Source organism: Litoribacillus peritrichatus (assembly GCF_039537985.1).
Classification (GTDB): Bacteria; Pseudomonadota; Gammaproteobacteria; order Pseudomonadales; family Litoribrevibacteraceae; genus Litoribacillus; species Litoribacillus peritrichatus.
The window spans coordinates 1,455,760-1,478,532 of the sequence record NZ_BAABBN010000007.1 but is presented as its reverse complement, the minus strand read 5'-3'; the positions used below and the strand labels follow the sequence as shown (position 1 = coordinate 1,478,532).

Annotated in this window: 21 protein-coding genes; 11 read left to right on the top strand and 10 right to left on the bottom strand. The window is 45.4% G+C overall.

The annotated features are described in order from the left end of the window. The 3 genes from ABD744_RS16350 to ABD744_RS16340 form a co-directional block, all read right to left on the bottom strand. The coding region (locus ABD744_RS16350) for a DUF6160 family protein (RefSeq protein WP_344799608.1) at positions 1–205 on the bottom strand (205 nt) is incomplete at its 3' end. Positions 206–486: 281 nt separating this feature from the next. Further along, entirely contained in the window at positions 487–3,222 is a 2,736-nt protein-coding gene (locus ABD744_RS16345; RefSeq protein ID WP_344799607.1) for a LuxR C-terminal-related transcriptional regulator, read from the bottom strand. Positions 3,223–3,430: 208 nt separating this feature from the next. Further along, on the bottom strand, positions 3,431–4,072 hold the full coding sequence (locus ABD744_RS16340; RefSeq protein ID WP_344799606.1) for a TetR/AcrR family transcriptional regulator: 642 nt from the start codon (positions 4,070–4,072) through the stop codon (positions 3,431–3,433). 400 nt (positions 4,073–4,472) lie between these two features. Between ABD744_RS16340 and lexA the strand changes: the two genes are divergently transcribed. Beyond that, positions 4,473–5,120, top strand: a complete 648-nt coding sequence (gene lexA / locus ABD744_RS16335) for a transcriptional repressor LexA (RefSeq protein WP_344799605.1) — start codon at positions 4,473–4,475, stop codon at positions 5,118–5,120. A gap of 171 nt (positions 5,121–5,291) precedes the next feature. On the opposite strand, the gene ABD744_RS16330 is transcribed toward lexA, so the two are convergent. Next, complete coding sequence (locus tag ABD744_RS16330; protein ID WP_344799604.1) at positions 5,292–6,098, bottom strand: pseudouridine synthase; 807 nt, start codon at positions 6,096–6,098, stop codon at positions 5,292–5,294. Positions 6,099–6,282: 184 nt separating this feature from the next. Here ABD744_RS16330 and ABD744_RS16325 point away from each other — a divergent pair, with 184 nt between their 5' ends. Continuing rightward, on the top strand, positions 6,283–6,888 hold the full coding sequence (locus tag ABD744_RS16325) for a DUF924 family protein (protein WP_344799603.1): 606 nt from the start codon (positions 6,283–6,285) through the stop codon (positions 6,886–6,888). 25 nt (positions 6,889–6,913) lie between these two features. Here ABD744_RS16325 and ABD744_RS16320 read toward each other — a convergent pair whose 3' ends face one another. From ABD744_RS16320 to ABD744_RS16310, 3 genes are all read right to left on the bottom strand, one after another. Beyond that, positions 6,914–8,044, bottom strand: a complete 1,131-nt coding sequence (locus ABD744_RS16320; RefSeq protein WP_344799602.1) for an L-dopachrome tautomerase-related protein — start codon at positions 8,042–8,044, stop codon at positions 6,914–6,916. Positions 8,045–8,118: 74 nt separating this feature from the next. After that, positions 8,119–8,838, bottom strand: a complete 720-nt coding sequence (locus ABD744_RS16315; protein ID WP_344799601.1) for a TIGR01621 family pseudouridine synthase — start codon at positions 8,836–8,838, stop codon at positions 8,119–8,121. After that, positions 8,831–10,294 (bottom strand): aminoacyl-histidine dipeptidase, encoded by a 1,464-nt coding sequence (locus ABD744_RS16310; protein WP_344799600.1) that lies wholly within the window; start codon positions 10,292–10,294, stop codon positions 8,831–8,833. Before ABD744_RS16310 ends, ABD744_RS16315 begins: the two co-directional genes overlap by 8 nt. A gap of 193 nt (positions 10,295–10,487) precedes the next feature. Here ABD744_RS16310 and ABD744_RS16305 point away from each other — a divergent pair, with 193 nt between their 5' ends. The 6 genes from ABD744_RS16305 to ABD744_RS16280 all read left to right on the top strand — a co-directional run bounded on the left by ABD744_RS16305 (position 10,488) and on the right by ABD744_RS16280 (position 16,021). After that, the gene (locus tag ABD744_RS16305; protein ID WP_344799599.1) at positions 10,488–10,877 is read left to right on the top strand and encodes a monooxygenase; all 390 of its coding nucleotides are present in this window, start codon (positions 10,488–10,490) and stop codon (positions 10,875–10,877) included. A 276-nt stretch (positions 10,878–11,153) separates the two neighbouring features. Continuing rightward, a complete protein-coding gene (ald, locus tag ABD744_RS16300; protein WP_344799598.1) occupies positions 11,154–12,269 on the top strand; it encodes an alanine dehydrogenase in 1,116 nt (371 codons plus the stop codon). Positions 12,270–12,490: 221 nt separating this feature from the next. Next, entirely contained in the window at positions 12,491–13,600 is a 1,110-nt protein-coding gene (locus tag ABD744_RS16295) for an S-(hydroxymethyl)glutathione dehydrogenase/class III alcohol dehydrogenase (protein ID WP_344799597.1), read from the top strand. Positions 13,601–13,662: 62 nt separating this feature from the next. Beyond that, positions 13,663–14,505, top strand: coding sequence for an S-formylglutathione hydrolase (gene fghA / locus ABD744_RS16290; RefSeq protein WP_344799596.1), 843 nt, complete (start codon positions 13,663–13,665; stop codon positions 14,503–14,505). A 173-nt stretch (positions 14,506–14,678) separates the two neighbouring features. After that, positions 14,679–15,263: a hypothetical protein gene (locus tag ABD744_RS16285; protein WP_344799595.1), complete on the top strand. Its 585-nt coding sequence runs from the start codon at positions 14,679–14,681 to the stop codon at positions 15,261–15,263. Between the two features lie 107 nt (positions 15,264–15,370). Continuing rightward, positions 15,371–16,021 (top strand): glutathione S-transferase family protein, encoded by a 651-nt coding sequence (locus ABD744_RS16280; protein ID WP_344799594.1) that lies wholly within the window; start codon positions 15,371–15,373, stop codon positions 16,019–16,021. A gap of 150 nt (positions 16,022–16,171) precedes the next feature. Here the strand turns inward: ABD744_RS16280 and ABD744_RS16275 are convergent, their stop codons facing one another. Then, positions 16,172–16,687 carry a GNAT family N-acetyltransferase gene (locus tag ABD744_RS16275; protein WP_344799593.1) on the bottom strand — a complete coding sequence of 172 codons (516 nt, stop codon included), beginning with the start codon at positions 16,685–16,687 and terminating at the stop codon, positions 16,172–16,174. 125 nt (positions 16,688–16,812) lie between these two features. Here ABD744_RS16275 and ABD744_RS16270 point away from each other — a divergent pair, with 125 nt between their 5' ends. After that, positions 16,813–18,192, top strand: a complete 1,380-nt coding sequence (locus tag ABD744_RS16270; RefSeq protein ID WP_344799592.1) for an L-serine ammonia-lyase — start codon at positions 16,813–16,815, stop codon at positions 18,190–18,192. Between the two features lie 90 nt (positions 18,193–18,282). Then, entirely contained in the window at positions 18,283–19,437 is a 1,155-nt protein-coding gene (gene argE, locus ABD744_RS16265; protein ID WP_344799591.1) for an acetylornithine deacetylase, read from the top strand. 37 nt (positions 19,438–19,474) lie between these two features. Here the strand turns inward: argE and ABD744_RS16260 are convergent, their stop codons facing one another. Then, positions 19,475–20,398 carry a LysR substrate-binding domain-containing protein gene (locus tag ABD744_RS16260; protein WP_344799590.1) on the bottom strand — a complete coding sequence of 308 codons (924 nt, stop codon included), beginning with the start codon at positions 20,396–20,398 and terminating at the stop codon, positions 19,475–19,477. A 143-nt stretch (positions 20,399–20,541) separates the two neighbouring features. Between ABD744_RS16260 and ABD744_RS16255 the strand changes: the two genes are divergently transcribed. After that, positions 20,542–21,942 carry an MATE family efflux transporter gene (locus ABD744_RS16255; protein WP_344799589.1) on the top strand — a complete coding sequence of 467 codons (1,401 nt, stop codon included), beginning with the start codon at positions 20,542–20,544 and terminating at the stop codon, positions 21,940–21,942. On the opposite strand, the gene ABD744_RS16250 is transcribed toward ABD744_RS16255, so the two are convergent. Then, positions 21,930–22,457 (bottom strand): hypothetical protein, encoded by a 528-nt coding sequence (locus ABD744_RS16250; protein WP_344799588.1) that lies wholly within the window; start codon positions 22,455–22,457, stop codon positions 21,930–21,932. The two genes, ABD744_RS16255 and ABD744_RS16250, sit on opposite strands and share 13 nt — an antisense overlap. Positions 22,458–22,773 lie beyond the last annotated feature (316 nt).

The following is a 22,773-nucleotide window of genomic DNA, read 5'->3' as shown; positions in this document are numbered from 1 at the left end:
CGCCGTTACCATCAACACCCACTTGGTGCGCTGTATCGGTATAAACCACTTCGTCGATCAAAACACGTGCTTTAAGATCGATAGACACACCAGACTGACCAGTCATGTCTGACAGTACTGAATCATCCAAAGACTCAAGTGCGTGAACGGAAGTTAACGGGGCAGCGATTGCAGCTACTAGAGCCAGCTTTTTGAAACCTTTCATGGAAGAACCTCTTTTATTTTTTTAGTTATGAAGTACCAACTTCTATACATACTATACGGGACATTCCGTTCCAAATAACCCAACAATCAGCAAACATTCAATTAAGCTCTAACAAAACACACACCAACCGAAAGTATGGTTTTATCCAGCAACAAGACTTATCAGCCAATAAAATTTGCCAATAAAACAAAACAGGCAATAAAGTAACAACAACTGGAAGGTTTGTAACAAAAAAGCCACCTATTGAAGGTGGCTTTTTTAAATCATTAGCAATACATCAACTAAGAAACTTTCTGAAATGCCTGAACCGCTTTCAGCGCCTGAGTTCGATTCTTAACCCCCAATTTATCGTAAACATTATGCAAGTGCCATTTCACAGTACCAAGTGAGACAAAAATCTTATCGCTGATCTCCTGGTTCGACATACCTTCCGCCGCCAGTTCAAGAATTTGCTTTTCACGCGCCGTTAATGATATTTGCTGATCATCCAATTCCAGCTGACCATTCATTTGTTTAGCATGAATCGCTTTCTCAAGTTTCTCTACGTAAGCAACCAAATCTGAGTCGTGAAAAAGTCCTGAGTTTTTAGATGCATCAATAAACACAATCAATGCTTCTGGCAATTCTGCCAACGCCCGAAGGTAACCTTGTTCGCTGGCCGCTATGATTGCATTTCTGAAAAAAGTAAGTGCGGTATCCTTGTTATCATCCAACCAGTGATACATAGCCATTAAAAGATTTTCTGTGCCCGAACGACTGACTCCGTCATCCCGCTGTACATCATGACCAATTAAATCGAAAATGGCTTTAAGCTCACCAATGGATTGTTTATGCCATGCAACACGAGACCTAGCAGTAATCACCCAGCCATAACCAGAAAGGTACGGAGAAATTCCGATTTGAGGAAGCACCCCCTCTTGAGCCAGACACCATTCAGCTCGATCAAAACGACCATGATCCATCAGCAATTGCGCCTGAGCTGCACGACAAATTCGCCAAGCCCTTTGTTGACCTCGCTGTTTATAATGATTCAGCAGGCGTTCCAACTCATCCAACCCGGACTCTTCATCCCTAAACCAGGAAACAAGTCGGCTTCGTACCGCATATAAACGCGCCTGTAAAAAGCTGGACTGAACCATCCCTTCAGCAACAGGTTTACGATCCTGAAGCATATCCCAGGCATTTTGAAGTTTATTCCCTTCAAAATTTAAAAGCGCATTCACAAGGCGATACCACTCAGTAATCCCCTCTACCTCTTTAACCGATTCCAAAGCAGTAATTTCAGCCCTTGCCGCCTTTAGCATTCCGGTTTCATAAAAGTGATACGCCCGAATGGCCTTAATTAAGCTCTTGGTGAAATCTCCTTTTAGCTCCGCAGCAAAACGCTCAGCAGAACTGATATTATCCCCGCACTCTCCGGGGCGCCCTTGCAACATCAAAATAACAGCAGCCAACACATTAAAATGCGCAGCTAACCAAGGATCAATTTCATCAAAGTAAGGCTGCACTTTATTAATGCTGACATGAGCACTGTCCAAATCATCATTTCGTAAATTAATGAGAATGGACAACAAATAACAAATTGCCTCACGCTCAGATATTCCCACGGGCTGATGGCGCTCATCTTGCTGCATTAAACGCAGCAAAGCCCGCTCGGCCTCTTGATCATAACCATCCCGAATTAATATCCAAATACGCACCAACTGCAGCCTGGGATATTGAAGCGTAATATCGCGCGGAATCTGTTTAACCCAAGCAAATACTTCAGATGCAGAGGACTGATTCAGTAAATCAAAGATACACGCACTGATGAGGCTGGCGGCCATCTCAAAATCTCTGGCAGCAAAAGCATGCTCAATGGCAGATACGCTGTGGTTATGCGTGCTGTACCACATACTTGCGGAAAAATGCAGCTGGATCAAACTTTCAGGCTCATCAACCATGAGACGCTGATGCAGGAACCGGCGATACAATGGATGGAAACGATGTTCACCCAAGCCAACAGGCTCAATATAGAGCTGCTGAGCATTTAACCGCTCAAGTAGAGCATCACTTTCTGTATTACCACTCAGTGTCGAATACAGTTGACTGGTAAACTTCTCAACAATGGAAAGTTGTTTGGCTGCCCGACGAATAGGCTCTTCAAGATGTTGGTAGGCATCATCAGAAAAGTAGCTGAGAAAATCCTGATGATTACCAAAATATTCCTCAAAGCTATCAATCTTCATTTGTTCTTCAGAAGAGATATGATCCAGCGCATTAGAAGCCAGCACCAAGCCTGATATCCAACCATCCAGCGCCGAAATCAACGCATCCCGTTTTTGCACCTTTACAGGAGCATCAATGGCTTCAAGCAACAACCGGCTATCACCCGAAGACAACTTCAAATCATGGTATTTGTATTCAGCAAGTTTTCCCTTTGATCGATAACGACCCACACTGATCTGAGGCTGATGACGACTGGACAAACACAAATGCACATTACTCGGCATGTGCGCTAAAAACAGCGAAATCGCTGCCGTCAAAATAGGGCTATCAAGTAGATGAAAATCATCAATAAAACAATAAATGGGGTCTTCAAACTCTTCCAGGTCAGCGATCAGCTGCTCAGCCAGGCGAAGAAAATTTACGTTGGGCTCATCCTCGAAACGTCGATAAGAAGCATCCAAATCAGGCCAGATTACAGGTTCCGTTCGTTGCAAAGATTCGATGATGTAAGAAAAAAACCGAACAGGATCATTATCATCACGAGAGAGGTTCAACCAGCAAACTTTTTCATCTTTAGCTACCAGCTCATGATACCACTGACTCAGTAAAACAGACTTCCCCGTTCCTGCAGGCGCCGTTACCAACGCAAGTGAGGTATGAGGTTTATTAAATGGATTATCGATCGTACTTCGCTGAATAAAATAAGACTCAAGCGCAGAAGCCTTAATCTTAGATTCAATCAAAGGAATTTGTGTAATAGACTTTCTCAGCTCTTGTAAACTGAAAACAGACTCTGGGCTACCAACCATTCGCCACCCTTAACTCGTTTGAGCATGATGTGCCTTATATATCCAAGGCACTTTAATTATTATTTTTATTCAGCCAACTATTCTGACTAAGCCGCATCTTAGCACAAGGAAAAATGCGACATGAGGTCAATTAATTACCAAATGTAATTTAGCGGTTAACTTCACACTTTAAACTTAACCAGCTTCACTGCAAACACATAAGAATTCATTAAGTTGCGGGAGCCATCAAACCAGCACTTACAAATTTGGCAAGGTATGAAATCATATCCTTAAACTGACTATCTACGGACAAGTCACTTGCAGCCATCGCCTGCAGTGAGTCTACGCTGGACATAGTAAATGCAAGGGTTCCAAGTACGAAGTGAATTCGCCAGAACCACTCGATCGGAGTCATTTCTGGACAAGCCGTCTTCATGGTTCTCATGAAAGGCTTAAACACATCGGAGTAATGCTCTTTTAAATATTCTCTCAAATGACTTTGGGCCTGAGCGTAAGCCAGCCCCATAAGCCTCATAAATACAGCAACACTTTGATCATTCCGTACTGCGACCACTTGAGCAGAGGAAGCAAGAACAGCAATCATATGTGCAATATCAATGTTATCTTCACCGACTTGCTGAATATAGGCATTCAATTGATCACGAAACTCTCGGCTGAACGGGGTTAAAAATCGCGAGAAAGTCGCCTGAATCAAAGCTTCTTTAGAACCAAAGTGGTAATTTACAGCAGCAAGGTTAACTCCCGCCTTACTTGTTATCATACGCAATGAAGTTTCTGCAAAACCTCTTTCGGCAAATAACTCCTGCGCCGCATCCAAAATTTTATCGACCGTATTTCCATTGGCCATCATTGCGTCTCCACATAAAAAAACAACTGTTTGAAACATACGTTTGAAAACTATTTATGTCAAGAAAAGCAAAAATTTAACGTATTGTTGATTAGAGTGTTCAACCTAAAATAGACAAAGAGCCTCCAAAATACCAGATTTCCAAAACAAATCACAAGACAACCAATCGAAACAGGCGTTAAAAATAAACCAGTAAACTCAATACATTATATAGAAGAGTGACACTGCCCCTGCTCTAAAATAAAGTTCATTGGTTCGTAGTTTATCAACACCAGCGAACAACGAATAAAAAGATCCAGATAATACGACTCCGCAAATTATTGAGGCTGAATCCCCCTCAGCCGGGTTTACTCCAACAAGCAAATACTGTATACATATACAAAACTGTATAAAAGGTCAGGTCATGATTAAACTAACCAAACGCCAACAAGAAGTACTTGATGTGATCAAAAACCACATCGATGATACTGGCTACCCCCCTACTCGCGCAGAAATTGCAAAAACGCTGGGCTTCCGATCCGCGAATGCCGCAGAAGAACATTTAAAAGCCCTGGCAAAAAAAGGTGCCATAGAAATGATGCCAGGCACATCCAGAGGTTTAAGAATCCCTGATTACGAACCAAATACACATAACTCTGCAAACGATGATTTAAGTAACGAGCCTCAAGGGCTTCCGGTCATTGGCCGTGTAGCCGCTGGCTCACCGGTATTAGCAGAAGAGCACGTCGATCACATATGTCCGGTTCAACCAGAGTTTTTTAATCCTAAAGCGGATTATCTACTGCGAGTCCAGGGATTGAGCATGAAAAATATCGGCATCCTGGATGGCGACCTGCTCGCTGTGCATAAAACTGAAAATGTGCAGAACGGTCAAATTGTCGTTGCTCGCATCGGTGATGATGTCACAGTGAAACGACTGGACAAACAAGGCAGCATTGTGCGCTTACTGCCTGAAAATGAAGATCTAGAGCCCATTGAAATTGATACTAATCTTGAGCCTGTCTTCATCGAAGGACTGGGGGTTGGCGTCATCCGAAACGAAGGTCTTTAGCCTGACAAACTGAACCAGGTGAGTTGAATCTGACGACGCAAACCTTTAAAAACCACGAAGCAAGCTCACTTACCTTGCTTGCTTCCGTTTTCATATTGATGTCGCTGAGATTGAGTAAGCTTGATTGACAAAAAGCTCACCTGAGATGCCATCTTTTGCTTAACGAAACACTCAGTATGCTCGGTAATGCATCAAATCTCCCGAAATAGGACAAGTAAAATCCAGCTCAACCAATCCGAGTTGCATGACGTCTCGGTCTGTATTTCCTCCAATATACTCATCCCCCAAAACAGGGTAACCTCGCTCCATAAAATAACTGCAGATATCTTTAGATTCACCTTGGTTCAGGTAAAGGTCAACCACGGTACTGTGCGTATGCTCCACGTAACGAACGGGTTCTAACTTCCCTTTTAATGTAAAGTCTTCATCATCAAAATCCAGCTCAGTACTGTCTTCAAACTGACCAGAAACTTCTACCCGATATTTAAATCGAATTTCATTATTTTCCAACATGGCGGTAAACGTCGCGGCTGAGCGACGATGATGAACAATCAACAAAACACCTTTGGAGTCATCTGCCAGCTCATACAACAAGTAGGCATCACGCTCTGAATCATAAGACTGATCAGCCACTCTTAATAACGAAAGGTGATCACCAAACAACTCCCCCTCCAGTGGCATGCCTGCAGGTTTCAACCAAATACTGTATTGTATTTGATCCGTCAGCAATTCAGCTTTCTGGGGTTTCATATTGAGGTAATCCTGATCGTAATACACCTCAACTTTATCCCCGATCTTCAGAGGCGTTTGTGCTTTTCTCAGTGACGAGCGTTCGCCTTTTCGCTCTAAAAAGACTGCGCCTTTTTTCATCGCATCTTTAATACGAGACTTCGAAAGTTGATCAAAGTGACTCCATAAAAAATCAACAGCCACTAAAGAATCCAATTCAGTAACGTCCAGCTCAACCTCAAAGTGCATAAAGTATCCATTTAACTCATTAATAAAGTGACAATTCTATCGAATTTTTAAAACAGAACGAAGAAAACTAAATCGTATTTTTTAAGTTAATGCTTTCATGTATAGATTATCCTCTTTAAAAAAGAAATCTTTACTGTTATTGCTATACTCTGTTCAAAAACAACCAAAGAAGACATTCAATTTTATGAGCCCAATGAAACAAGTGATTAACTACTGGTTTGGTACTCTAGATGAAGACGGGTTTGCACACCAAGAAGAAAAGCAGAAGTGGTGGTCTGCCTCCGATGAAATCGACTTGGAAATAAGTCATAAATTTGGTGACTTAGTCAAACAGGCTCTGAACCACCAGCTCAAGGACTGGCGAGAGTCCACGACAGGAAAACTGGCTTCCATCATTCTGTTGGATCAGTTCACGCGCAACATTTATCGTGGTACAGAACAAGCATTTTCGGGTGACAACAAAGCTTTGAAAATCTGCAAGATGGGCCTCTCATCTGGCGAGGATCTGGATTTAACAGCCGAACAACAAGTTTTCTTTTATATGCCCCTTGAGCACTCTGAAGACCTGGAAGATCAGGAACTGTGCATCCGCCTTCTGGAAGGGCTTAAAAAACGAAGCCCACACCACAAAGAAGAAACCATTGATGGCTACATACGTTTTGCCAAGCATCACAGAGATATCATCGCAGAGTTTGGGCGTTTCCCCCATCGAAACAAGGTTCTGCAAAGAAAGAATACGCCGGAAGAAGAACGCTATCTTGATGGAGAACACACCAGTTTCGGACAATAGTGGAACCTTATGAGTTATAACACCATTAATGACCAGCAACGGCTTGCTGGTTCGTTTTCACACGATACACCGGATAAGGCGCCATTTTACGGACATTATCAGGAAACTTACCTAACACATCATGCAGCGCACTGCAGGTAATATATAAATACCCTTGCGGCCCAAAACTGAATCCATCCGGCCAACGCAGCTTGTCCGTTTTTAATAAGGTAACTCTCTCACCATTCGAATTCATGCGAACCACAGCAGAGTGTTCAATGTCGGTCAGGTAAACATTATCATTTTGATCCGTTGTCATCCCGTCAGTCATCGTTTTGCGACCAACAGGTTCAACAAACCCGGCCAGCACACGATCATTTGCCTGAGCATATTTGAGATGCCGTGTGGGAATCTTATACAACATGTCACCAGACACAGACGCATAAAAGAGGGTTTCGCCATCGCGACTCAAAGCAATGCCATCGACCCCCGGATTAATGGTAAAAATACCGGCAATCGTCATCGGGCGACCCTGCACCACTGGCTCATATTGACCCGCACGCACGGAAATATCACTCTCCAAGATACGACGAGCACTTTGCTTTTCAACACTGTAAACAACCAAAGCGGGGGTTTGCGCAAAAATACTGGCATCTGATATAAAAACGTACAAGCCATCTGGGCTTACCTGAAAATCATTTGCATGCGAGCCAACACCAAACGTTTCAGAACCAAAATCAAACTCATGAACTAACGCTCCGGTATCCAAATCAAACGCCAGGAGTCTCGGCTGACCAACACCATGGGTACCGGCATCCAATGTCCATAGCCTGTTTTGCTGATCCACCCGAAGAGAAAGCACTTGTTGAAATGCCTTGGGTTCCGGCCCACCTGGCTGCCAGCTTCGACCAGGAAACGGTCGAACCTCTCCATCTACCAGCTCAACAACGTTAAACTCAGGCCCGGCATCCGGATGAAACGTTATAAAAATCCGGCCATCAGGAGCAACAGCAATGTTCCCCGGAGGCATGGGTAACTCTGCCACAAGCTCCAGTCTATCTTCTGTCCACAGAGGTGAAGAAGTTAAGTCGGGAAAACGTTCTGTCTCAGCGTATCGCCACCAAATAAACACAACAAAAAGTACAAAAATAGAAATTAATACCGCTAGCTTTTTCATTGTCCGTTCTCATTATAATTTTATAAATAAAAACCCAACATCTTCATCCTGCTCGAAAATGAATTGAGCAACGCCTAAATCTTTGGCCAACAAAACAAGGCCGGATCACCGATCTCTTTTAGTTTGTTAATCAAACCGGGATGAAGAAACCAACGCCCCTGCTTTGGTAATGCGCTTACCGCAATTTCATTCCCTTGATACACAAAATTCAAAGCCCAAGCATGAAGATAGCCCCGGTCTTCATCCGTCTGAGAGCTGGAATAACGTTCATCCCCCAAAACCCCTGATCCTATACTTTTAAGCGCAACCCTAAGCTGATGAGTTTTGCCAGTATGAGGTTTAAGAACAAACAAACGTAAGCCCTTACTTACCTCATCCGTCAGGCTGAATGAGAAGAATTGAGTAATTGCAGGATTGGTGTAAGTCTTCACTAACCGCCAATTCCCACCTCTTGAGGTTTCCATATCCCCTTTAATCAAACCTTGCTTTTTCTTCGGTTTTTGATCTGACAATGCAAGATAGTATTTTGATACAGAACGCCTTTCAAACATACCACTAAGTAAGCGATTACTACGGCTATTCTTAGCAAGAATCAATAACCCGGAAGTCATTTTATCCAAGCGATGAACCAAATACAGTTTCTGATAACCTAAAGCGCGGGCAACAATGTCCACCAGCCCTAACGCTTGATCGTCTTTATGAACACTGATGCCCGCCGATTTATTGATAATCACAAAATCGTCATGATCAAAAACCACATCAAAGCTATCCTCAGCTGTCGTTACATCACTCATACGACTTTGCTAATTTAGCTAACACAGCAACCAGTAGATCCCAGAACCGAGCTACAGAAGCGATATCTACCCGTTCATCCGGTGAGTGTGCTCCTGTAATGGTTGGCCCAAAAGAAATCATATCCCACTCAGGATATATGTCCCCGAGAATACCGCACTCCAGACCCGCGTGAATAACCTGAACACCCGCCTCTTTACCCATTAAGCGTTTATACACCGACTTTGTCAGATTCAATAATTTCGGTTCATCAGAAGGCGTCCATCCGGGATAGGCACCTTCCGCTTTAACTTCTGCATCCACCATTTCAAAACAACTGCGAATACGCTGAACCGTGTTGTCTCGTGCATGGTTTTTCAAACTTCGGGTCATGAACAACAACGAAACAACTTCATCATCAGATGTAATAACCCCAAAATTGCTGGACGTTTCAACCACGCCATCAAACTTGATGCTGTTTCTCATCACGCCATTCGGGCACACGACAATCGCATTCAATAAACCAACGAAGGCCTCTTGCACCATGACCTGTTCTGGCAAATCAACCGACTCAGATTTGATCATCAGATCCGACTCAACCGCTTCGTATTCATCAGAAATATCATCAATCACATCCGACAATATTTGATTAAACTGATCACGGTCAGATTCATGGATCACTAACGTAGAAAACGCCTCTCGAGGAATTGCATTCCTCAACGACCCACCCTCAATGCTGGCTACAGATAACTCAAGGTGCCTGGAAAGCTCAAGCAACGTCCGACAGAGTAACTTGTTTGCATTGCCTCGGCCTTTGTGGATATCAATACCGGAATGCCCGCCCTTAAGGCCAGTAACACTCAGGCTTACGGCACAATATCCAACATCAGGCACAGCCTCATATTCCACAGGCCAACGAACATTTACATCCACACCGCCGGCACAGCCCACATACAGTTCACCTTCTTCTTCGGTATCGAGATTAAGTAAAACCTTGCCCTCAAACCAACCCGGTTTCAGGCCAAAAGCACCACTCATGCCCGCCTCTTCGTCGGCGGTTAACAGCGCTTCCAACGGGCCATGCTCCAGATCACGGTTGAACATAACCGCCAAAATTGCCGCCATACCAATGCCATTATCTGCACCAAGGGTGGTGCCATCGGCAGTCACCCAACTCCCGTCAACGTAAGGCTTAATCGGGTCTGTCAAAAAGTCATGATTCGTAGCAGCATTTTTTTGGGGCACCATATCCATGTGACTTTGCAAAACCACAGGCACTGAATGTTCATACCCTTTTGTCGCTGGTTTACTTAAACGAATGTTACCTAACTCATCCGTTTCAGCGTCAACCCCATGCTTTTCAGCTTCGGCCAAAATGTAGGCAATCAACTCTGCTTCGTGTTTTGAAGGATGCGGAATAGCACAAATATCCGAAAAATATTGCCACAAGCGTTGTGGTTGTAGATGCGATATAGACATGAGAACTCCAACAGAAAACAGCACTTTAGAATGATCAGTACAAATTATTTCCGATTATAAAGAGAAGAAGACTGAAAGCGAGCAATATAAAAGCCAATTCCCCCGCCAAAAGCCTCCACGCCATATTATTTATCAAAATAATGCGCTTCAGCAAAATTCTGCGGCTTGGCCATAGAACCTTAGGTTGCAACACATGAGCGCCTATTCTTTGGATAATGTGAAAAAACAACAACGAAGCCTAAGGATTATTATGACGACATTAGTTCACATCGATTACCCGTTTAAAGGCCCATTCGGCCCAGCACTGACTGAAAAATTTAAATCGCTCGCAGAAGAAACTTCAAACGAACCAGGGCTACTCTGGAAGATATGGACGGAAAATCCGCAACAGGAAGAAGCCGGAGGCGTCTATCTCTTCCAAAACGAGTCTCAGGCTCAAAAGTATCTGGAAAAATACCTCGGAAAAATGATTTCTAACGGAATTACCGAAGTAAGAGCCCGCATTGTTAAGGTGCATTCGGAATTATCTGACATCACCAACGCACCTTTGAGCGGCCAAACTACTATTCAGTCAAGCCAGTAACCAATCAAATCAGGCCTGATCAGCTCAACTGAAAAAATCACTGCCATGAAACATCACAAAAAGTTGCAATTTTTTTGATGCTTTCAACCATACTTCAAGATACAAACGAAGAATGGGTTACACCTCCCTTTCCGGACAATCCTCGGAAAGGTTTTGAGGCTAACCCTAATTCTCGGAGAAGAAAACTTTTCTCCGGTAAACAGCGTTATTAACACCCTATTCTGACTCTTAAGATGGGTTTCAACACCATCATCAGGAATTTTAACGAGGTGGCATATGTTAATCGGCGTTCCTAAAGAAATTAAAAACCATGAATACCGTGTTGGGATGACACCTGAAAGTGTCTCAGAAGCAATTCACCACGGACACTCGGTCATCATTGAGCGCAGTGCCGGACTCGGCATAGGCGCCAGCGATGAGCATTACCAAAACGCAGGGGCGGAAATCGTCGACACTGCCGACGATGTGTTCGACCGCGCTGAAATGATCGTTAAAGTCAAAGAACCGCAAGCTTCAGAAAGAGCCAGATTAAGAGAAGGTCAACTGCTCTTCACGTATTTACACCTTGCCCCTGACCCAAGTCAAACCAAGGACCTGATTGATTCCGGAGCCACATGCATTGCTTATGAAACCATCACTGATCCACATGGAACCTTACCTTTATTAAAACCCATGAGCCAAGTGGCTGGCAGAATGTCCATTCAAGCGGGCGCAACGGCTCTGGAAAAATCCCATCAAGGTAAAGGCTTGTTACTAGGAGGCGTGCCCGGTGTTACGCCTGCCAACGTAGTGATTCTTGGCGGAGGTGTGGTCGGGTTCAATGCGGCGCAAATGGCCGTTGGCCTTCAGGCGAATGTCACCATCATTGATAAAAACCCAGCTGTACTTGAGTCGCTGTCGCACTACTTTGGCAGTAAAGCCAAAACACTGTATTCGACACAATCAGCGCTCCACGAGGCGGTTCTGGCGGCAGATTTAATCATCGGTGCGGTACTCATTCCAGGGGCCGCCGCGCCAAAGCTCATCTCTCAGGCCATGGTTCAGACTATGGAAGCCGGTACGGTCTTAGTGGATGTGGCCATTGATCAGGGGGGCTGTTTCGAAACCTCCAAAGCCACAACCCACGCAGACCCAACGTATGTGGTCGATGAGGTAGTGCACTATTGCGTGGCGAACATGCCAGGCGGAGTCGCCAAAACATCCACCTACGCCCTGAATAATGCCACCCTCCCCTTCATTCTCAAGTTGGCAAACCATGGCTGGAAGAAAGCGTGTCAGCAGGACTCACATCTGTTAAACGGGTTGAATGTCTGGCAAGGAAAAATAACCAACCAACCCGTAGCCGAGTCATTAGGCTATGCTTTTTTCCCGCCATCAAAAGCCATTCAATAATCCACTGTTTGAGCGCTGATGACCACGATGTTCAGCGCTTACTCTTCCTCATCAGGGCAATGTCCCTGTATAACAGCAAATAATATAATAACGTTCCAAAAGCCCGCCAAACGGTAATCTCTGTAAAAAGCTATTGCAACTGCCGGAAACTGAGCCAATACTTCATTTCAAATAAACAATACCTCAACCTTTAGTCATAACTCTTTTTTCAGGAACACATCATGAAAACACGCGCAGCCGTAGCCTGGCAGGCAGGGAAACCTTTAACCATTGAAGAAGTTGACCTTCAGGGTCCGAAAGCCGGCGAAGTATTAGTCAAACTGGTCGCTACAGGCGTCTGCCACACGGATGCTTTTACATTGAGCGGCGAAGATCCTGAAGGCGTCTTCCCGGCGATACTTGGCCACGAAGGTGCAGGCGTAGTAGTTGAGGTTGGTGACGGTGTGACCTCCGTTGAAGTCGGCGACCATGTCATCCCACTTTATACCCCTGAGTGCGGCCAATGTCGTTTTTGCCTGTCCGGTAAAACCAATTTATGCCAGGCCATCCGGGCAACTCAAGGACAAGGCTTAATGCCAGACGGCACCAGCCGTTTTTCTCTGGACGGCAAGCCCATCATGCACTTCATGGGGACATCCACCTTTTCGGAATATACCGTATTGCCTGAAATTGCACTGGCCAAAGTCAATAAAGCCGCGCCTCTTGATAAAGTTTGTCTTCTGGGGTGTGGCGTGACCACCGGCATCGGAGCGGTATTGAATACCGCTAAAGTCGAGCCAGGTTCCACCGTCGCTGTATTCGGCTTAGGCGGCGTAGGTTTGAGTGTTATTCAGGGCGCTGTACTGGCTAAAGCTGAACGCATTATTGCCATCGACATCAATGAAGACAAATTTGAAATGGCCAAACAGCTGGGCGCCACCGATTGCGTTAACCCAAAGAACTTTGATGCCCCTATTCAGAATGTCATCGTCGATATGACCGACGGCGGCGTAGACTACTCCTTCGAAGCCATAGGGCATACTCAAACCATGAGAGCGGCACTTGAGTGTTGCCATAAAGGCTGGGGCGAATCCACGATCATTGGCGTTGCCGGAGCCGGACAGGAAATTACCACCCGTCCGTTTCAGTTGGTTACAGGCCGCGTTTGGCGGGGCAGCGCATTTGGCGGAGTCAAAGGCCGAACCGAATTACCTGGCTACGTTGAGCAATATATGAAAGGTGAGATCAAAATTGATGAATTTGTAACGCACACTATGCCTCTTGAGGACATCAATAAGGCGTTTGATTTGATGCATGAAGGTAAGAGCATTCGCTCAGTAATTTTATTTTAAGCGAAGCGCACCCACTGAATCATCCAACAAATTAATTAAGTGAGATAACTGTGTTAAAAGAAATGACTGAATTGACTGAAATCGGCCGGGTACGCTGTTTTGATGGTTGGCAATTGCGCTACCGTCACCACTCGCCGGTACTGGGGTGCGACATGGTGTTTTCCGTTTACTTGCCTCCACAAGCGGAAAACACTCACCTCCCTCACCTGTACTGGCTTTCCGGGTTAACTTGTGACGACCAGAACTTTGTCACCAAAGCAGGCGCACAACGCTATGCAGCTGAACATGGCGTCATCATCATCGCGCCGGATACCAGCCCGAGAGGAGACGGGGTACCCGATACCGAAGCATGGGACTTTGCCCAAGGCGCCGGTTTCTATTTGAATGCAACTCAGCAACCCTGGTCGAAAAACTACCAAATGGAGAGTTATCTTCTGAATGAGTTGATTCCGCTGATTAATGAAACCCAGCCCGTTATTATCCATAAACGAGGGATTTTTGGTCATTCCATGGGAGGACATGGGGCACTGACTTTGGCGTTAAAGAACCACACGCTGTTTCAGTCTGTTTCTGCATTCGCCCCCATCTGCACGCCCATTCACTGCCCGTGGGGTCAACAGGCGTTCGAGCGTTACCTGGGGGCGGATCAAGAAAAGTGGAAGGATTACGACAGCTGTGAGTTAATAAAGCAGCATGGTTTGCCTTGGCCAATTCGGGTCGATCAGGGACTGGACGATAATTTTCTAGGCGAACAACTGATGACTGAATCTTTGGTCATTGCCTGTGAAAATCAATCGCATAAGCTGACATTAAAAATGCGCGAAGGGTACGATCACAGTTACTTTTTCATTGCATCCTTTATCGGCGAACACATTGCTTACCACGCTCAGCAGCTTGAAGGATAAAAAGTAAATACTGAAACACAGAAACGGATTGATGATACTGGCGGTGCAGAGTGTGACTGGGTACAGAGTGTGGCTGAAAACAAGCTCTTATCCTGCAAACGAGTGCTGGATAACAACTTTCTTAGCCACCAGTTGGTATCATTCCCTAAAAGATAATAAAAAAGGCAAGCATCATGGATTGGATGGAGTTTATTATTGGCTTACTGAATGCCATCAGTTGGCCAATCGTGGTATTAATCACAGTCTTGAGTTTTCGTAAGAACCTGACCAAACTCATGCCGTTCACTCGTAAGCTTAAGTTTAAAGACTTTGAAGTGGAATTCAGCGACGAAATTGATGAGCTGGTTCAAAATGCCCAAACGGCTTTTCCGGATCTAAAATCCGACCCTAAGACACACCTTACTGCAGCCGCCCGTCATCTCCCGAACAGCTGCGTACTCGAAGCCTGGGGATTGCTCAACGTTCAGGCGCAAACCTTGGTAAAGAAACACTTTCCGGAAGCGACCATTAACGAAGATACCCCCTACAAAGACATAGGTTATGTGCTGACAAAGCATGAGGTGCTGGATCTGAAAAAGAGCAAACTCTTTAACGAACTTCGCAGACTGAGAAATAAAGTCGCACACGCTGAGAGTTATGAAGTGGGCGGTTCAGAAGCGATCCAATATGTAGATTTGTGTTTTCGGTTAATTGATTACTTTCAAGAATTAAACAACACCATGGATGACTTGGATAAAGCCCTGGCCGCTCAGACCTAAAACCATGTTAATCCTTGAGTCTGGAGTAAACGCGTTATCACTAACGTTTATGAGATCACATTCAAACAGCTACACTGAGTAACAACAGGCACCTAAGGAGTATTCAAATGCAGCTCGTCATAGGAAATAAAAATTATTCTTCATGGTCACTTCGACCTTGGCTGTTAATGAAACACGCAGGCTTAAAATTTGAAGAAATTCGTATCCCGCTGAATACAGCTACAACTAAAGCTGACCTTGCAGAATACTCACCCACCTTAAAAGTGCCTGTGCTGATTGATCAGGGCAACACCATCTGGGACTCTCTGGCCATCCTCGAATACATTTCTGAAAAGTACATGGACCACAAAGGCTGGCCACAAGATGCCTCTACCAGAGCCGTTGGCCGATCCGCTGCTGCTGAAATGCATTCCGGGTTTCCTGCCATTCGTAATGAGCTCCCGATGAACTGCAAAATCGACATCAAACTGCCGCTTTCGCCTGCGGTACGAGAAGAAGTAGATCGAGTGGAAGCGCTTTGGACCGAACTCAGAGAAGAATTCGCCTCCTATGGCCCCTGGTTATTAGGTGAGTTCAGTATACTGGATTGTATGTTTGCCCCTATGGCCATTCGCTTTTCAGGCTACCAGGTTGATATGAATTCCATCTGCCAAAGTTACATAGATTATCTGCTGTCAGACCCGTATATGGAGCAATGGACCCACGAAGGAAAGAAAGAATCAGAGGTGATTCTTGCCAGTGAAATTTCATATCGGTAGTTTTCAAAATATGATTATTTTATGAATTTTGCTTCACAAGCCAGCAAAATCTGAAAAGCCGTCTAGAGTATATCTATCAAGTTCAAGCCAATGAGCTTGTAGGTGTTTTCCTTGGTGCCCCTTCGGGGGCACTCCCTCCTGAATTTACAGCTAGGTTTCCTGTTTATAGATCTTAAAGCCTCTCGCCTGATAGTTAGCCAAAGCTGAAGGATGATCCAAAGAGCAAGTATGAACCCAAACCCGGCGAATGGTTTCATCATCGTTTAACAGCGTACGAGGCCATGCCCAAGCGGAGCGTATAGCCCGAGTTAACAAGTCACCACCGAAACCCTGACCAATGAACTCAGGCGATAAGCCGAAATACAATATCTCCACATCCAGGCCTTCACGATAAAGTTCATAATAACCTGCAATCGCACCTTGAAAGTAAGCCACCCAGGTTTGGTGCTTATCTGAATTAACCAATGTCAGCCATTGTTCATCAGTCCACTTCAATTTATCAGTCCAGCCCCATTGCTCACCCACCAGCTGGTATAAAAAGCGATTCAATTGAAACTGTTTGATTTCACATCGCTTAACCTCCAGCAGAGGGTTTTCAGGCTTGGCGCACAACTCAGAGGACGCCATCATCTCCAAATAAAAAGTAGTAACAGAATCAACGGACATTTTAAAACTCTAGTCATCGAAATCGGCCATTTTACTGACTAAATACTCAAGAAACAAAATAGATTCACTAAAAGCTCAAACACTCTAGTGCACTCATCTTCACTTATGAGTCTACACTGAAGAGTATGATGATCAGTGTTTTTGATTTATTTAAAATCGGCGTAGGCCCGTCAAGTTCCCATACGGTTGGGCCAATGGTGGCTGCCCGCCGATTCTTGCTACACCTGAAACAACACAACCTGTTTGATAGCACGACCAAAGTGTCGGTCGAACTGCATGGCTCACTCGCTTTAACAGGAAAAGGGCACGCAACAGGAACAGCCATTCTGATGGGACTTCAAGGTGAACAACCTCATTTGATAGAAGCCAGCCTTATCCCGGAAAAACTGAAATCCATCATTAAGTCGCAAACGTTGAAACTGTTAGGGGAGAAAGAAATCCCCTTCAAGAGAAGGCAACAGCTTAAATTCAACATGCAATCAACATTGCCAGAACATCCGAACGGAATAACATTCTCAGCATTCGATCAACACGGCATTGCTTTAAAAGTTCGAAACTACTTTTCGGTCGGTGGCGGTTTTGTTCTCTCTGAAAATGAAATCTCCCAACCGAATAAAAACAAGACCTCATCGGCGCCTTATCAGTTTTCATCCTGCGAACAACTTTTAAACTTATGCGACCAACATCACTTAACCATACCGCAACTGGTCTTGTGCAATGAAAATGCACTGCGCTCAGAATCCGAAACCAGCCAAGGTATTCTTAAATTATGGCAAGTGATGGACGAGTGTATTAGCTCAGGATGCAGTGCATCGGGTTACTTACCTGGGGGCTTACAGGTTCCCAGAAGAGGTAAAAATTTATACCAAAAATTAACGCAGGCGAAGATCTCCGATAACCTGGCATTAATGGATTGGATTAATTTATTTGCGCTGGCCGTGAATGAAGAAAATGCTGCAGGCGGCAGAGTCGTCACTGCCCCCACCAACGGCGCAGCGGGCGTTATTCCTGCGGTGTTAGCCTACTACGTTAAATTCGTTAACCCGGATCAGCCCTTATCCGAAGCACGCGGTATTTGTAAGTTTATGCTTACCGCAACGGCCATCGGGACTCTATTTAAAGAAAATGCTTCCATTTCCGCCGCTGAAGTCGGTTGTCAGGGCGAAGTCGGCGTCGCTTGTTCGATGGCAGCCGCCGGACTCACCGCCGTGCTGGGTGGCTCCAATCAACAAATCGAAAATGCCGCCGAAATTGGCATGGAGCACAACCTCGGCCTGACTTGCGACCCTATAAAAGGGCTGGTGCAGATTCCCTGTATTGAACGAAATACCATGGGTGCCGTCCAAGCCATTAACGCTTCCCGTTTGGCAATGCTCGGCGACGGCAGTCACAAAGTATCACTCGATCAGGTCATTGAAACCATGCGTCAAACCGGCAAAGACATGCAGGAAAAATACAAAGAAACCTCTCAAGGCGGCTTGGCCGTGAACGTGGTTGAGTGCTAATAAATATCCATGAATATCTCCGAAAGCATTTCTTTTTAGATCTTGGCCGCATACCATAAAACATAAATGACTCAAAAACCGGTATCCATTATGAAGCTGCCAGCCCTTATTGATCGAATGTCCACATTGATTGCCTTACCCAGCGTCAGTTGCACACACCCTGACATGGACATGAGTAATTTGCCCGTCATTGAGGCACTGGCAGACTGGTTTGAACGCATGGGATTTGCCATTGAAATACAACATGTGCCCAATCAACCCGGTAAAGCCAATTTAATTGCTACTCTTGGGTCTGGGCCCGGCGGGCTGGTATTGTCAGGCCACACAGACACAGTGCCCTTCAATGAAAACCGTTGGAACAGCAACCCCTTAAAACTCGACCAAAGAGACAACAAACTTTACGGATTAGGCACCTGCGACATGAAAGGGTTTTTCTCGGTCGTGATTGAAGCGGTACTGCCATATTTAGACAAACCACTTCAACAACCTCTGATTGTGCTGGCCACCGCCGACGAAGAAAGTTCAATGAGTGGAGCCCGGGCTCTGGCACAGCAAGGTTACCCTAAAGCGCGATACGCCGTCATTGGAGAACCCACCAGCCTGAAGCCCATTCACATGCACAAAGGCATAATGATGGAGGTTGTCCGAATTCAGGGAAAAGCCGGTCACAGTTCCAACCCGGACCTTGGGAATAACGCATTAGAGGCCATGCACTCGGTCATGGGCGAATTAATCAGTTTCCGGCAAGAGCTGGCCAGCAATTACCAGAACGCAGACTTTCAGGTATCTGTGCCTACCCTAAATCTGGGCTGTATTCACGGTGGCGACAACCCTAACCGAATCTGCGGCCACTGCGAACTTCAATACGACCTAAGAGCCCTGCCCGGGATGAGTAACGATGACTTGCGAGAGTCCATTCGACAGCGACTGATTCCGTTGGGAGAGCAATTTAATGTCAAATTAACGTCTGAGGCCCTCTTTGACGGCGTGCCATCCTTCGCTTCTGAAAAAACCAGTGAAATGGTGCAACTGGCAGAAAAACTTACCGGCCACGATTCTGAGGCCGTTGCGTTTGCAACCGAAGCGCCCTTCCTTCAACAAATGGGCATGGACACCATCGTCTTAGGGCCTGGCTCTATCGATCAGGCACACCAGCCGGACGAATTCATGGCGCTTGATCAAATCAACCCTATGGTTGACGTTCTGAGAGGCATGATTGAAAACTTTTGCCTGCAAAAAACCTAAAGAGTCCGATCAGACAATCAGTCCAGATCGAAAAGAACTAATCTGTGGAACTGGCAGCCACTTGTTCAAACAACCATTGAAAAAAAGCCTGAATTTTAGGTTCCACCAACCGTTCCGGGCGAACCCGGACGGTATACACAAACGAACTTTTTACACGCCAGTCAAACGGAACGATCAAGTGGCCTGCTTCAATCTCTTCCTTCACCAACATATAGTCCGCCACCGTTATGCCGTATCCAGCAACCACAGCTGTAATCGCCATATCCAGAGTTTCAAACTCAGCACCTTTGTTGGCCTCACTTTCGGTCATTCCCACCCGGTCGTAGCCGATGCTCGATAACCATAGGGACCAATCCTGATGCTCCAAAGTAGGATGCACCAAAGTGTGATTCCTGAGTAATTTCGGGTTTGCTATCAGGGCATCAACCCCTTCCAGATTGGGTGAGCATACAGGCACCAGCATTTCATCCCGTAAAAAATGAGAGTAAGCACTCTGTATCGGAAGTTCACCACAATGCACCACTAAGTCGTACATATTCAGGTCTAGCTCTCGGTCACTTGACTCACACTGCCAGGCACTGGTGATATGCAGGGGGACGTCTGGATGAGCTTCTTTGAACCGATTGAGTCTTGGAAACAACCAACGAATCGCAAACGTAGGAGAAACCTTAACCCGCACTTCCGACCGATTCGAAAGCTGAATTTGCTGACTGACCATAACCAATTCATCAAAAATTTGAGTGAGTTTTGGTAATAGCTGAAGCCCCGCCTCCGTCAAAACAAGCTCTCGGTGCTTACGCACAAACAAAGGCATGCCGTAATACTCCTCGAGCACCTTAATTTGCTTACTAACTGCACCTTGCGTGATGAACATTTCTTCGGCAGCTTTAGTAAAGCTCATGTGTCGGGCAGCGGACTCAAACGCTCTAAGGGCATTCAACGGGGGTAACTTACGATTCATCGCGGTATTCCAATCATCTGAATGCTTGATCAAAGCATTACTTTTTCTCATTCAAGACAGAATATAACTCGTTTGAGTCAGGTTTGTCTTCTTCATAAAGTGCACCACTCAATACATCCATCAACATTCGGACATCGAAGGTAATGAGTTCTTTTCAACAAATCATCAAACTGTCACTGCCACTGATTGGCGCCCAACTCGCACAAAGCTCCCTGATGTTCACAGATGCGATATTGATGGGAATGCTGGGCATTTCTGAGTTGGCCGGAGGCGGCCTTGGCGTTGCCGTTTTCCACTTTATCTTCATTGTTGCGACAGGAATACTGGCCGCCACCATTAACTTAGTGGCCTTTGCAAAAGGACAAGATAACCAGGATGAAATCCACCAGACGTTACTGGCCGGTATTTTCTTAGCGGTCATCTTAACCCTTATTACCGGTACCATCATCTGGAATATAGCGCCACTTCTGAGCATTTTGGGGCAGTCTGCTGAAAATACTCAACTTGCCACGATTTACTTACAGGCAGTGGTTTGGTCTTTACTCCCTTCATTTGCCCTGACCGTGCTCAGAAACTTCTCATTAGGAATGAGCAATGCCGGGTCGATTCTTAAAATCAGCCTGATTGGGGCTGTACTGAACTTGCCCGTCAGTTACGTATTAATGAACGGGCTTCTGGAGCCCTGGACAGGTATTCCCGCTTTGGGCCTGGCCGGTATCGGATATGGAACCAGCATCGTTCTTTGCTGTATGTTTACTGCGTTTGCGATAGACCTATACAGAAAACCCGAGTATAAGCGCTTCTACTTTTGGCATGGCTGGAACAGATTTGATATTAATCAACTCACCTGCACCTTAAAACTGGGCATTCCTATTTCAGTCGCTTACGCCATGGAAAGCGGTTTGTTCGCAGCTGCCGCAATTTTTGCTGGCTGGCTTGGGTCCCTGGAACTCGCCACACATCAGATTGCCTTACAAACCATTGTATTAGCCTTCATGTTACCCACGGGTATTTCACAGGCAACATCCGTATTCGTCGGCAACCATTTCGCAAAGAACGACATTGAACAGGTTAAGCGTTATGCCAAGTCCGGCTTAATTCTAGGAGCCATGTTCACTGCAACTTCAGCAGCCATTATGGTGCTGTTCCCAGAGTTTATTATTAACCTGTTTATTAGTGCAGATCATGCAGAACACAAACCTCTAGTGGTGGAAATGGGGATTAAACTGCTGGTGGTCGCTGCGATTTTCCAACTGGTTGATGGCACGCAAGTCATCGCTATGGGCATACTCAGAGGATTAAAAATGTCTACTGCGCCCACCCTGATCACGGCGGTGGGCTATTGGCTGATCGGTTTCCCAAGCGCCTATGTACTCATGGAAACTTACGGGCTGGTTGGGGTTTGGTCTGGTTTGGGCATTGGACTGGCCGCAACGGCTGCAATGCTAATGGTATTATTCAGAAATAAACTGCAAAAAGAGCAAAGAACCGTCGAGACGGTTCCTTGCTCGATCATGCAAAATCAAATAAATCAGGAAGCCTGATTAAGCACAGGAAACCCCTGTTTTTGAATATTTCGTACCCGGGCTTTCACCGAAGCGGCTTCGTCTTCCGAAGCCGCTTCAAACATGACTTCAACTTCAGGCTGCAGATCAGGAAACTGACAAGCCAACTCGAACATGGCGTTATAGGCCCAGGCGCGAACAAACTTATTTATTTCGGTCAAACAGCTGCGAACAAATTCTTCAACGGTATTCCTGTGCTCCAGTGGTACAGCAATATAGGTAAGGCATTGCAGTATATGCAGCTTTGCTTCCCAGTTTTTGAGCAACGGCAACTGATCAAGCACCTCTGAGACCTGAGCATCGGTAAGTGCATGTCTATGCTCCAAGTGATGCTTCAAAAGCCAGCTAGCGCCCCGGTGAATTTCCTCATCGCCCGCTAAAGCAGATACCAGCCGGTCTTCAAAATCCGGCTGATCCACAAGTGCAGTGTAGAGGCTTTCAATATCTTCTGACGACTTCCCATTCCAGCGTCGAATAGCGATAAAAAAATCCATTAGCCAGCTCCTATTCAGCTTTATAATCCAACTGTCGAAAGCAACCATAACTAATATCAAAGGTAGTAAAAATTTCGACTGCGTCACACTTTTAATTTGTTATTGTTTAGTAACTGATCGACTGTCGGCTACCTCTTTAGACGGCAGCTATAGTAGCCGATCACCTCATAACAATATGTAAGAGATCTCTTGAAAACGACAGTAGAAAATCCCTATCGACCTTACATATGGAGAAAAAAATCTCTATTTGTATATACGACAAATTTAACTAGCGGCCAATTCAGAGCCAACAAAAAAGGCCAAGCTACAACTACTT

Excerpts from the sequence above, each read along its gene's own strand:
- ABD744_RS16345 (WP_344799607.1), bottom strand. The coding sequence starts at position 3,222 with ATGGTTGGTAGCCCAGAGTCTGTTTTCAGTTTACAAGAGCTGAGAAAG.
- ABD744_RS16340 (WP_344799606.1), bottom strand. The coding sequence starts at position 4,072 with ATGATGGCCAATGGAAATACGGTCGATAAAATTTTGGATGCGGCGCAG.
- lexA (WP_344799605.1), top strand. The coding sequence starts at position 4,473 with ATGATTAAACTAACCAAACGCCAACAAGAAGTACTTGATGTGATCAAA.
- ABD744_RS16330 (WP_344799604.1), bottom strand. The coding sequence starts at position 6,098 with ATGCACTTTGAGGTTGAGCTGGACGTTACTGAATTGGATTCTTTAGTG.
- ABD744_RS16325 (WP_344799603.1), top strand. The coding sequence starts at position 6,283 with ATGAGCCCAATGAAACAAGTGATTAACTACTGGTTTGGTACTCTAGAT.
- ABD744_RS16320 (WP_344799602.1), bottom strand. The coding sequence starts at position 8,044 with ATGAAAAAGCTAGCGGTATTAATTTCTATTTTTGTACTTTTTGTTGTG.
- ABD744_RS16315 (WP_344799601.1), bottom strand. The coding sequence starts at position 8,838 with ATGAGTGATGTAACGACAGCTGAGGATAGCTTTGATGTGGTTTTTGAT.
- ABD744_RS16310 (WP_344799600.1), bottom strand. The coding sequence starts at position 10,294 with ATGTCTATATCGCATCTACAACCACAACGCTTGTGGCAATATTTTTCG.
- ABD744_RS16305 (WP_344799599.1), top strand. The coding sequence starts at position 10,488 with ATGAGCGCCTATTCTTTGGATAATGTGAAAAAACAACAACGAAGCCTA.
- ald (WP_344799598.1), top strand. The coding sequence starts at position 11,154 with ATGTTAATCGGCGTTCCTAAAGAAATTAAAAACCATGAATACCGTGTT.
- ABD744_RS16295 (WP_344799597.1), top strand. The coding sequence starts at position 12,491 with ATGAAAACACGCGCAGCCGTAGCCTGGCAGGCAGGGAAACCTTTAACC.
- fghA (WP_344799596.1), top strand. The coding sequence starts at position 13,663 with ATGACTGAATTGACTGAAATCGGCCGGGTACGCTGTTTTGATGGTTGG.
- ABD744_RS16285 (WP_344799595.1), top strand. The coding sequence starts at position 14,679 with ATGGATTGGATGGAGTTTATTATTGGCTTACTGAATGCCATCAGTTGG.
- ABD744_RS16280 (WP_344799594.1), top strand. The coding sequence starts at position 15,371 with ATGCAGCTCGTCATAGGAAATAAAAATTATTCTTCATGGTCACTTCGA.
- ABD744_RS16275 (WP_344799593.1), bottom strand. The coding sequence starts at position 16,687 with ATGTCCGTTGATTCTGTTACTACTTTTTATTTGGAGATGATGGCGTCC.
- ABD744_RS16270 (WP_344799592.1), top strand. The coding sequence starts at position 16,813 with ATGATGATCAGTGTTTTTGATTTATTTAAAATCGGCGTAGGCCCGTCA.
- argE (WP_344799591.1), top strand. The coding sequence starts at position 18,283 with ATGAAGCTGCCAGCCCTTATTGATCGAATGTCCACATTGATTGCCTTA.
- ABD744_RS16260 (WP_344799590.1), bottom strand. The coding sequence starts at position 20,398 with ATGAATCGTAAGTTACCCCCGTTGAATGCCCTTAGAGCGTTTGAGTCC.
- ABD744_RS16255 (WP_344799589.1), top strand. The coding sequence starts at position 20,542 with ATGAGTTCTTTTCAACAAATCATCAAACTGTCACTGCCACTGATTGGC.
- ABD744_RS16250 (WP_344799588.1), bottom strand. The coding sequence starts at position 22,457 with ATGGATTTTTTTATCGCTATTCGACGCTGGAATGGGAAGTCGTCAGAA.